The organism is Arthrobacter sp. AFG20, from assembly GCF_002892795.1.
Lineage (GTDB): Bacteria > Actinomycetota > Actinomycetes > Actinomycetales > Micrococcaceae > Arthrobacter.
On record NZ_PJMC01000036.1, the window covers coordinates 1 to 10,340 of the forward strand.

8 protein-coding genes and 1 pseudogene are annotated in these 10,340 nt (G+C 66.8%); 3 read left to right on the top strand and 6 right to left on the bottom strand.

The window, feature by feature from the left end; translation table 11 throughout:
* Positions 1–443: 443 nt before the first annotated feature.
* Positions 444–1,298, top strand: a complete 855-nt coding sequence (locus tag CXZ05_RS22520; protein WP_102974677.1) for an SDR family NAD(P)-dependent oxidoreductase — start codon at positions 444–446, stop codon at positions 1,296–1,298.
* A gap of 107 nt (positions 1,299–1,405) precedes the next feature.
* Here the strand turns inward: CXZ05_RS22520 and CXZ05_RS22525 are convergent, their stop codons facing one another.
* The 5 genes from CXZ05_RS22525 to CXZ05_RS22545 form a co-directional block, all read right to left on the bottom strand.
* Entirely contained in the window at positions 1,406–3,553 is a 2,148-nt protein-coding gene (locus tag CXZ05_RS22525; RefSeq protein WP_102974678.1) for a bifunctional diguanylate cyclase/phosphodiesterase, read from the bottom strand.
* Positions 3,554–3,644: 91 nt separating this feature from the next.
* Positions 3,645–5,045, bottom strand: a complete 1,401-nt coding sequence (locus tag CXZ05_RS22530) for a UDP-glucose/GDP-mannose dehydrogenase family protein (RefSeq protein WP_102974679.1) — start codon at positions 5,043–5,045, stop codon at positions 3,645–3,647.
* On the bottom strand, positions 5,042–6,226 hold the full coding sequence (locus CXZ05_RS22535) for a glycosyltransferase family 1 protein (protein ID WP_258006690.1): 1,185 nt from the start codon (positions 6,224–6,226) through the stop codon (positions 5,042–5,044). The genes CXZ05_RS22530 and CXZ05_RS22535 overlap by 4 nt, the downstream gene beginning before the upstream one ends.
* An 81-nt stretch (positions 6,227–6,307) precedes the next feature.
* Entirely contained in the window at positions 6,308–6,553 is a 246-nt protein-coding gene (locus tag CXZ05_RS22540; RefSeq protein WP_102974680.1) for a hypothetical protein, read from the bottom strand.
* A gap of 41 nt (positions 6,554–6,594) precedes the next feature.
* Positions 6,595–8,031: a flotillin family protein gene (locus CXZ05_RS22545; protein ID WP_102974681.1), complete on the bottom strand. Its 1,437-nt coding sequence runs from the start codon at positions 8,029–8,031 to the stop codon at positions 6,595–6,597.
* Between the two features lie 294 nt (positions 8,032–8,325).
* Between CXZ05_RS22545 and CXZ05_RS22550 the strand changes: the two genes are divergently transcribed.
* Positions 8,326–8,535, top strand: coding sequence for a DUF2945 domain-containing protein (locus CXZ05_RS22550; RefSeq protein WP_102974682.1), 210 nt, complete (start codon positions 8,326–8,328; stop codon positions 8,533–8,535).
* 5 nt (positions 8,536–8,540) lie between these two features.
* Complete coding sequence (locus tag CXZ05_RS22555; RefSeq protein WP_102974683.1) at positions 8,541–9,839, top strand: NAD(P)/FAD-dependent oxidoreductase; 1,299 nt, start codon at positions 8,541–8,543, stop codon at positions 9,837–9,839.
* A gap of 146 nt (positions 9,840–9,985) precedes the next feature.
* On the opposite strand, the pseudogene CXZ05_RS22560 reads toward CXZ05_RS22555, so the two are convergent.
* A pseudogene (locus tag CXZ05_RS22560) lies at positions 9,986–10,340 on the bottom strand (hypothetical protein); the annotation flags it as partial.

Here is a 10,340-nt window from a genome sequence, read left to right on the forward strand (position 1 = left end):
GGGAGGGTGTGGGAGAGTAGGTCACCGCCGGACAACCATTAGAAAAACGGTCGAGAGCCCCAACCAGCCACTGGTCGGGGCTCTCCCGCATTTAAGCCACGTGTGAGTCCCTCCCATGGGCTCGGTTTCGCCACGCTCAACCAACGGACCTTCCCCAAACGCTCCCTCAGCTTCTGCCGCCTTTTCCCCAACCCTCCCTCACATCCTGCAACCTTTTCCCTAAACCCTCCCTCACGTCCTGCAGGTTTTTCCCGGACCCTTCCTCGGCTCCTGCCTCCTTTTCGCCAACGCTTCCGCAGTTCGCCGCCAAGGGCGGCGAAGCCCCGGGTTTGAAGCGACGGGATGTGAGGAAATGGCGGGGAACATGTCCCGGCCGGGCACCGTTGTACGTGGGGAATCGTCTCGTGGATCAGCGAGTCAACCACCCCAGCAAAGGACACCTTATGCCCCAACGCATCATTGTCGTCACCGGCGCCAGCGACGGCATCGGGGCGGCAGCCGCGCGGAACCTGGCACGGGCAGGCGAGCGGATCGTCGTCGTCGGGCGTTCCCCGGAGAAGACCGCAGCGGTGGGTGCGGAACTGGGCGTGGACTATTTCGTCTGTGACTTCGCGGAGCTGGCGCAGGTGCGTGAGCTGGCCGCGGCTTTGCGGAAGAGGTACCCGCGGATCGATGTTTTGGTGAACAACGCCGGCGGGATCATGCGTGGCCACGAGCTGACAGCGGACGGCCATGAAAAGACGTTCCAGATCAACCACCTGGCACCGTTCCTGCTCACGACCGAGCTGCTGGACATTCTCAGTGCCAGCCGTGCCACCATCATCAACACCTCGAGTGCTGCCAACGGATTCGGGCGGCTGGACCTGTCGGATCTCAACTCCGAGCGGAGCTACTCGACAAACCGCGCTTATGGCACCGCGAAACTGGCGAACATTCTGTTCACCGCGGAACTGCAGAACCGCTTCGGCGAGGGCGGTATTGCGGTGGCCGCCTTCCACCCTGGCGTCGTGGCGACCAACTTCGCGGCCGAGTCCACCAGCTGGTTCCGCCATGCTTACAAGACTGTCCTAAACCGGTTCTTGCTCTCGGCCGAGCAGGGCGCTGACACGCTCGTCTGGCTCGCTACTTCGACGCCCGGACGAGACTGGGTGCCGGGCGCCTTCTACGTCAAGCGTGCGCTGGCGAAGGCCAACAAGCAGGCCTACGACGCCGAGTTGGCGAGAGACTTCTGGGACCGCAGCCTCGAGCTCATCAGTGCAGGCGAACCGGCGGGCGCGTCCGACCTCGACAACGCCTGAGATGCGCCGCCCCTTCGGAAGGCCCCTGCGGGAGGGTCCAGATTCTCCCGGCGAAAGGTGAGGAAGGGCTTGGGTTTTGGCGACAAAAGGTGAGGGAGCGTTTGAAATCAGCGGCGCGGGTGAATTCCCTTGAGCGCCTGCAACGCCTCGGCAGAGCGGCTGATGGCCTGATCGAGGCCGCCCTCGGATTCAGGGACCGAGAACAGGTAGCCCTGCAATGCGTCGCACTGCAGATCCATCAGGTAGGCGGCCTGCTCGGAAGTTTCGATGCCCTCCGCGGTGACGCCAAGGCCAAGGCTGTGGGCCATGTTGATCATGGAGCTGAGGATCGGCAGCTTCTCCGCCCCGGTGCGGACCATGGAGACGAAGGACTGGTCGATTTTTACCGCGTCCACGGGCAGGTCCTGAAGCCGGCCCAGCGACGAGTAGCCGGTGCCAAAATCGTCGAGTGCAACCCGCACGCCGGCGCTGCGCAGGCTCGCGAGCTGGCTGATCACCTGGTCGTCGGCGTCGAAAAAGACGCTCTCCGTCACCTCCAGCACCAGCTGCCGGGGATCCATGCCGTGGGATTCGGCCATGCGCAGCACATCACCGGCGAAATCGCGGTCCCGCAGCTGAACCCCGGACACGTTGACCGCCAGTGAACGCTCAGCGCCGCCGGTAAGCCAGGGCCCCAGCTGGTTGAAACTTTCCCGCATCATTTGCAGGCCTATGGCCGAGATCAGCCCGCTCCGCTCCGCCGTCGGGATGAACTGCGACGGCGGGACATTCCTGCCGTCGCGCTCCCACCGGGCCAGGGCCTCGAACTGGATCACCTCGCCCAGCCGCGGCGACACAACCGGCTGGTAGCTTACTCGGATCCCATCGTTGTCAACGGCCAGCCGCAGTCCCGCCTCCATGTCCGTCCGCTGCACCAGAGCGGTCATCATCTCCGGCTTGAACCGCATGTACCGGTTCTTGCCGGCGGCTTTGGCCGCGTACATCGCCACATCCGCGCGACGCAGCAGCTCCGACGCAGCCACGGCGTCCGCACATAGCGACGCGATCCCCAGGCTCAGGCTGGGCCGCAGCATGGACCCTTCGATCCACACCGGGACATTGAGCGACTGCACGATGCGCTCCGCGACGGACTCGGCATCCGCAGATCCGGTCAGGAGCACGACGAACTCGTCACCGCCCAGCCGGGCCACCGTATCGTCCGGCCGGACGCAGGCCTTCAGCCGGCGGGCCACCTCCACCAGCATCTGGTCCCCGGCAGCGTGGCCCAGGATGTCGTTGACCTCCTTGAAGTCGTCCAGGTCCAGGAGGAGAACGTCGACGGCGGTACTACTGCGGCCGTGCAGCGCTTCGGACAGCTGGTCATGGAACAGCTTGCGGTTGGCCAGCCCGGTGAGCGGATCCTGGAACGCCATGGCCTTCAGCTGTTCTGCCTGTTCGGCCAGATCCGCCATCGCTTGCCGGGCCTGTTCCTGGGCCCGACGCCGTGGCGTGACATCCCGGAAGCTCCACACCCTCCCCACTACCACGTTGCCCACCCACTGCGGCCGTGAGTAGCGCTCGAACGTGCGGCCGTCGAGGAACTCCAACGTGTCGTGGCTTTCGGCGGTCGGGTGCGCGTACAGTTCGTTGACCTTGTCCAGGAAGCTCTCGGGGTGCGAGAGGAGGCCAAGCACGAAATCAATCACGGCCGCGTCGTCGCCGGCGGCCATGAGCTCGTTGGGGATGCCCCACATCTTCGTGAACTGCTCGTTGATGCCGGCGATCTTTCCGTCGACGCCGACCACCAGGATCCCGTCCGCCGTCGACTCCAGGGTGGCGCTGAGCAGCGACATCGCCTCCCGCAGCTCGGCGTCGGCCTCCTGCCGGTGGAAAGTGGCACGGACCGATGCGACCAGGGAGGAGCCGCCGTCGGCATCCAGGAGCGAGCATGCCACCTCGCCGTGGAACTCCGTGCCGTCGCTGCGCAGGCCATAGGACTCGAAGGGGGTCTGCGCGGCCGCGATGGCGCCGGACTCGCTGCGCAGGCTGGCGAAGAGCCGGTCGAAGCCGCTGCGGTAGCCTTCGGCGAGGAGCATCCGGTGGTCCTGGCCCACAAGCTGCAGCCTGCCGTAGCCGAAGAGTCGCTCCGCGGCGGGATTGACCTGGGTGATGACGCCGTCGCTGCCGACCACCAGAACCGCGTCCGGAAGCGAGTCAAACAGGGCAGCGTAACCGCCGGCAGTCGTCCCCTCAGGGCGTGGGGAAGCCGCCGTCATGCGACCGTTGCGTGAGACCGCGAGAAACTCATTGGGCGTTCCACCCCCTCAGCAAGATCGTACCGTTGATCGAGCTTGCCGAGACCAAGGCTCAGCCGGCGGGCCTGGGCCAGCCAGCGGAGACGTGCCCACCCACCGGCGCCGCCCGGGTGCCGAGGCCGCGCACGGTCCATCCTTCCGCCTGCCAGGCCGCGGCGTCCAGCACGTTCCGTGCGTCCAGCATTGTCCGGCGCCGAACCAGCTGCCCGACGGTGGCCGGAGACAGTTCGCGGTACTCGGCCCATTCGGTGAGCAGCAGCACCAGCTCGGCCCCCTCGAGCGCCCTCATGGCGGAGGCCTCGAACCGCAGCTGCGGGTAGCGCATCCATGAGTTGTTGATGGCCTTCGGGTCTGTCACCGTGACGTGCGCCCCGGCCGAGGCGAGCCGCAGCGCGACGTCGAGGGCGGGGGAGTCGCGGATGTCGTCCGTGTCCGGCTTGAACGCCGCGCCCAGCACGGTGACCGTCCGGCCGGCGATCAGGCCGCCGCAGAGTTCCCGCGCCACCTCCGCGGTCCGGGCACGCTGGCCGAGGTTGATGGAGTCCACCACACCCATCCAGTCGTCCACGGACCGGACCTCCAGCGCCTGCGCCTGGGCCCGGAAACTGCGGATGTCCTTGGGCAGGCAGCCGCCGCCGAACCCCAGACCGGCGTGCAGGTACCGGTTGCCGATGCGCGGATCCATGCCCATCGCCTCGCTCAGTTCAGTGACGTCAGCACCGGCGGCGTCGCACAGTTCCGACATCGCGTTGATGAAGCTGACCTTCGTGGCCAGGTAGGCGTTCGACGCCGACTTGATCAGTTCCGCCGTCGCGAAATTGCACACGAGCCGCGGGATGCCGGCGCGCAACAGCGGCTCGTACACCGCGTCCAGCACGGCGGTCACACCGCGGGCCGGTCCCTGCGTCCCGTCGCTGCGGCGCCCGAACGCGCCCTCCTTGCCGCCGTGCACGCCGTACACCAGCCGGTCCGGCACCAGCGTGTCCTTCACCGCGGTGCCCTGCCGCAGGAACTCCGGATTCCAGCCCAGCAGCACGTCCGGCCGAGCGGCGAGCATGCGCCCCAGCCGGTCAACGGTGCCCACGGGCACCGTTGATTTGCCGACGACGGCGGCACCCCGGCGAAGGTGCGGTAGGAGACTTTTGGTGGCGGAGACCAGGTAGCTGAGGTCGGCGCCGTCGGAAGTCTTGGACTGCGGAGTGCCCACGCAGAGGAAGTGAATCTGCGCGCCGGCGGCGTCCGCAAAGTCCGTGGAGAAGCTGAGGCGGCCGGTGGCGCGGCCGTCGCGCAGGAGCTCGTCGAGCCCCGGCTCGAAGAAGGGGGCCCGGCCACCGGCGAGCTGCTCGGCCCGTGCGGGGTCGACGTCGATCCCCGCCACGGTGTGGCCCATGGAGGCGAGGGTGGCAGCATGGACGGCACCGAGGTAGCCGCAGCCGATCACGGAAATCTTCACAGGGTGGCTCCTTGGGTGCGGGTGGTCCGGGTTTGGACGGGCCGGGTTTCGACGGGCTCAACCAGCGGGATGCCGGCAATAGCCTCCTTGTAGTGCCGCACCAGCTCCGCGCACAGGGCCGGCCACGTCCGGCCCTGGACCGAAGCGTAAGCGGCCGCCGCGAACGCGCGGCGCTTGGCGTCGTCGCCCATCAGGTCCATCACATGCCGCCGCAGACCGGCCAGGTCGCCGGGCTCATAGAGCCAGCCGGTGCGGGAATTTTCCACCAGATCCAGCGGGCCGCCGCGGCCAGTGGCAACCACCGGCACGCCGGATGCCATGGCCTCCTGTATGGTCTGGCAGAAGGTCTCGAACTCGCCCGGGTGGACGAACAGATCGAACGACGCCGTGGCCCGGGCCAGATCCTCGCCGCCGAGGAAACCGGTGAACACCGCCGCGGGAAGGGCCTCCTCCAGCGCGGCCCGCTGCGGACCGTCGCCCACGATCACCAGGCGGGTGCCCGGAACGTCTGCCAGCACGGCGAGGTCCTCCACCTGCTTCTCCACCGCCAGCCGGCCGACGTAGCCGATGATCCGCTCGCCGCCAGGTGCCACGGAAGCCCGCCAGCCGTCGTCGCGCTTTCCCGGCGCAAAACGCGCGGTATCCACACCGCGCCGCCACATGCCCACGCGCAGAATCCCGCGGCCGCGCAACTGGTTTAGCGCGAACGTGGACGGCACCAGCGTCCGGGACGCCAGGAGATGAATGTTTTCCACCCGGTTCCAGGCCCAGTTCTCCAGGAACGGCACCCCGTACCGGGCGGCGTAGCTGGGAACCTCGGTCTGGTAAATGGCCACCGTGGGGATCCCCAGCTGGTGCGCGGCTTGCGCCGCCCGCCAGCCGAGCACGAACGGTGACGCCAGGTGGACCACATCCGGTGCGTAGTCGGCAAGGATTCTCTTGACCCGGTACACACCTCCCGGCGCCACCCGCACGTTCGTGTAACCGGCCAGCGGAACGGAGGGCAGCCGGTGCACAAACGCGCCGTGCACAACGTCCGGAACATCAGCGTCCGACGTCGCCGGCGCAATCACCAGCACCTCATCGCCCCGCTCTTGCAGATGCTCAAGCACCCGCAGGATGGAGTGCGTGACTCCGTTCATCAGCGGCAGGAATGATTCGGCAACGATAGCGATCCTCACACCTCAACGGTGTTCCTGCCGTCTAACCGTGCGGGGGAGCCGGCGTGACCGGGAAGGGAAGGTTGGGTTAACAGGCGGGGGCTACCGTTCCCGGTGGCGGAGAACGTCCGGCAGCTCATCCACGAAGACGGTCTGCGGCGGCTCGAAGTAGATGACCAGCACCTCGTCACCCACCGTAAAGACGCTGACCTTGTCGAACGGGTAGGCGTGGAAGGCGCTGGTGCCGCCGCGGTAGGCGAGCATCACCTCCCCGACGGTTCCGGGGCCAATCTGCCCGCTCACCCTGCCGATTTTCCCGGTCAGGGTCCGGTCAACATTCCTGTGCACTGCGTCCCTCGGCTTTTCCCGGGCTTCCCTGGGCGCCGGGCCTAGGCACCGGGCTGCTTCGGCGGCTGCTTGGCATGGTTTTGCCCGTTCTTCAGAGCACTCGACAGCCGCGGCAGGAACGAGCCGGCCTGGGTGATGATCCCGCCCACCATGCTGTTGAGGCCATCGGCGCCGTTCAGGACGGTGAGCTGGTCCACGTGTCCGAACGGCTCGGCCGCAGCCGCCACAATGGCCGGCATGTTTTCCGCCAGCTGCTGGGAGATGACGGCGTCCTGGTTGCTTTCGAGCGCCTCGCCGCGGGCTTTGATGCCCTCAGCCTCCGCCAGCGCCCTCGCCTTGATGGCGGATGCCGCTGCATCGCCGCGCGCCTTGGTGGCTGCCGCCTCGGCTTCACCGGTCACCCGGGTGGCTCCTGCAGTTGCCGCGGCCGCGGTCGCATTGGCCTGGGCTTCGACTTCCACCCGGCGGGCATTGGCCCGGGCTTCGAGTTCCGTCCGCTTGGCCCGCGCTTCGGCGGCACTGATGTCCGCTGCCTTCTGCGCCTCCGCTTCTGTGCGCTGGGCATAGGCCTTGGCGTCGGCGGGCTTGCGGATGGTGGTCTGCAGCTTCTGTTCCTCGCGGTCCGCCTCGAGCTTGGCCACTTCCGTTTCCTGGACCACCACCTGCTGGCGGGCTGTGGCGTCGGCCAGCGGGCCCGCCTGCGCCGCATTGGCCCTGGCTCGCTCGGCGTTGGCCTGTGCCACCGACTGTTTGATGGCGGAGACGCTCTGCGCATCGGCGACTTGCGCGGCGGCCTCGGCTTCCCGTTCCGCGGCCTCGCGGTCGCGGGTGGCCTCCGCAATGCGGGCCTCCATCTTCACCTGGGCGATGTGCGGCTTGGCGATGTTCTGGATGTAGCCGGTCGGGTCCTGGAGGTCCTTGATCTGCAAGGAATCAACCACGAGTCCCAGCTTTTCCATTTCCACGCCGCTCGCGCCGCGGACCTGGGACGCCAACTTGTCGCGCTCGCGGATAATTTCCTCCATGGTCATGCTGCCGATAATGGAACGCAGGTGGCCCTCGAAGACGTTGTACACCTGGCTTTCCATTTTCGGCTGCTGGCCAAGAAACCTTCGGGCGGCGTTGGCAATAAACGCCGGGGCATCCCCGATTTTGTAGATGACGACGCCTTCAACGATCACCTGGATACCCTGGGACGTGACGCAGGAGACCTTCAGCTCCGTCTCGTTCAGCGTTAGGGACAGCGTCCGGACGGTCTGCAGGCCCGGAACCACCAGTGCGCCCTTGCCGGTGACGATCTTGAAGTCCATCCCGTCGGTGCTTTCCAGGGTGCCGCGCGTCAACCCGGAAATGATGAGGGCCTCGTTGGGTTCGGCCACTTTCCACATGAGTTTGACGGCCAGCCAAATAACCAGAATGCCCAGAAGCACCGAGACAACAATGATGATCAGCGGAAGGATGGCTGCCAGGTTCTCCATGGCGGTGTCCTCTCAGTGCAAAGGCCGAGTGAAGTTGGGCCTTACCCCAAGAAAAAAGGGGCATGACCAGCTGTAATAGACAGTCTGGTGGTGTGCCGGGGCATAGTCCAGCGATTCCGGCGGCCGCAGGAGAGCGAGCTCTCAGGCACATCAGATCGGCACCCGCTCTGGCCGGTCACTGCCGCCGGCTGTAGTGTCGGTCCTGATGGCCGACGCCGGTCCCCGCCTGCCAGTTCCAGCTCGCCAATCCTGATCCGCCAGATCTCGAACCCCATCCCGACCCGAGGAGCACGCGTGGCACTGACCAAGGGCACCGAAGTGGAGTGGAACACTCCGCAGGGAAAGACCCACGGCAAGATCGTGGAAAAGAAAACCAGCGACTTCGAGCTCGACGGTTACACCCACCGGGCCAGCGACGACGAACCCCAGTATGTTGTGGAGTCCGCAAAGTCGGGTGCAAGAGCTGCGCACAAGGCGGGCGCCCTGACGGAAAAGAAGGGCTAGTTCCCATGGCATCGGAATCAGGTCCTCCACGTTCCAGCACACCGCCCGTTCCGCCGTCGTTCGGGAACCGTGCCGAGGCCGCCGGGACCTCCGGGCCCGCCAGCAACGGACGACGGCGGTACAACGTGCTGGTGGTCGGCGGCGGGAACGCCGGGATATCGCTGGCCGCGCGGCTGCGGCGCTACGGTGTCCGTGACGTTGCGGTGGTGGAACCCAGCGGCAGGCACCTCTTTCAGCCGCTGTTCTCGCACATCGGCGGCGGTACCGCCGAGGCCGCCGAAGCCGTGCGCCCGCAGGAGTCGGTCATGCCGAAGGGTGTGACCTGGATTCCGGACAGCGCGGTGGACATCAAACCGGAAACGAACTCGGTGGAACTGGCCTCCGGGATCCGGCTCAGCTACGGCCACGTGGTGGTGTGCCCGGGCCTGCAGCTTGACTGGCACAAGGTGCCTGGCCTGGCCGAGGCCATGGAATCGCCCCATGCCGCCTCGAATTATGTGTATGAGCTGGCTCCCAAGACCTGGGCCCTGCTCAGCGGGCTGAGAAGCGGAACTGCCGTGTTCACCATGCCCTCGGGCCCGGTCAAATGCGGCGGCGCATCGCAGAAGCCGATGTACCTCGCCTGCGACTACTGGCGCCAGCAGGGAGTGCTGTCCAACATCCGTGTGGTGATGGTGGTGCCGACCCCCACGGTCTACGGCGTGCCGGGTGTGGACGAGGAACTGAACCGCAAGATCGCCGAGTACGGCATTGAGCTGCGGTGCAACAGCGAGATGACCGCCGTAGACGCGGATGCCCGCGCCCTGCAAATCCACGACGCCGTCAGCGGCTCGAGCGAGAGCCTCACCTACGACGTCCTGCACGCGGTGCCGCCGCAGTCGGCACCGGACTGGCTCAAGAACACCGAATTGCCGGCACCCGGTGACGACGGCGGCTTCGTGGAAGTGGATCCGGAGACCCTCCGTCATCCCAGGTATCCGAACGTGTGGTCCCTGGGCGACGCCGCCGCCACCAAAAACTCCAAGGCCGGCGCCGCCCTCCGGAAACAGACCACCGTGCTGGCGAAGAACCTCAAAGCGGTTATCAGGGGCGAGGAGCCCAAGACCAAGTACAACGGCTACTCCGCTTGCCCCTTCACCGTGTCCCGGTCAACGGTCGTGTTCGCCGAGTTCGACGACGAGTACAAGCCGATGCCCTCGATCCCCAAAGTCCGCGTGGCGAAGGAGCGGCATTCCACCTGGATCCTCGAGCGCGACCTTTTCCCCGGCATCTATTGGAACCTGATCCTCAAGGGCAGGGCCTGAGCCCGCGCCACTGCGGGCCCCGACATTGCCCGCAGACACCTGACCCCGGACACCTGACCCCGGACACCTGACCGCAGACAAACGGCCGGCCCGCGTAAAGCGTGCCGGCCGGCGTCGTACTTCGACTGTTTGGAGCGTTATCGCCGCTACGTGTTTTGGACGTGGTCCTTGGCGTCCGTGGCGGTGGCTTTGACGTCGGAGGCCGCGGTTTGGCCTTCGTCCTTGACGTGTTGGGCGGCGTCGGTGGCTGTTGCTTTGACGTTTTCCATGGCGTCCTGGGCGGGTTCCTTCAGGCCTTGGGCCATGTCCTTGGCGGCCTCGGTCAGCTGGGTGGTGACCGGTTCCGCGGCGGTTTTGAGGGCGTCGGCGGCTTCGCGTTCCTTCTGGCTCGGCGGGATCAGGGAGGAGACGAGCAGCCCGGCGCCGAACGCGATCAGCCCGGCCGCGAGCGGGTTGCCCTGGGTTTTCGCGGCGACCTGGTGGGGTGCGTCGGCGATCGCT

Excerpts from the sequence above, each read along its gene's own strand:
- CXZ05_RS22520 (WP_102974677.1), top strand. The coding sequence starts at position 444 with ATGCCCCAACGCATCATTGTCGTCACCGGCGCCAGCGACGGCATCGGG.
- CXZ05_RS22525 (WP_102974678.1), bottom strand. The coding sequence starts at position 3,553 with ATGACGGCGGCTTCCCCACGCCCTGAGGGGACGACTGCCGGCGGTTAC.
- CXZ05_RS22545 (WP_102974681.1), bottom strand. The coding sequence starts at position 8,031 with ATGGAGAACCTGGCAGCCATCCTTCCGCTGATCATCATTGTTGTCTCG.
- CXZ05_RS22555 (WP_102974683.1), top strand. The coding sequence starts at position 8,541 with ATGGCATCGGAATCAGGTCCTCCACGTTCCAGCACACCGCCCGTTCCG.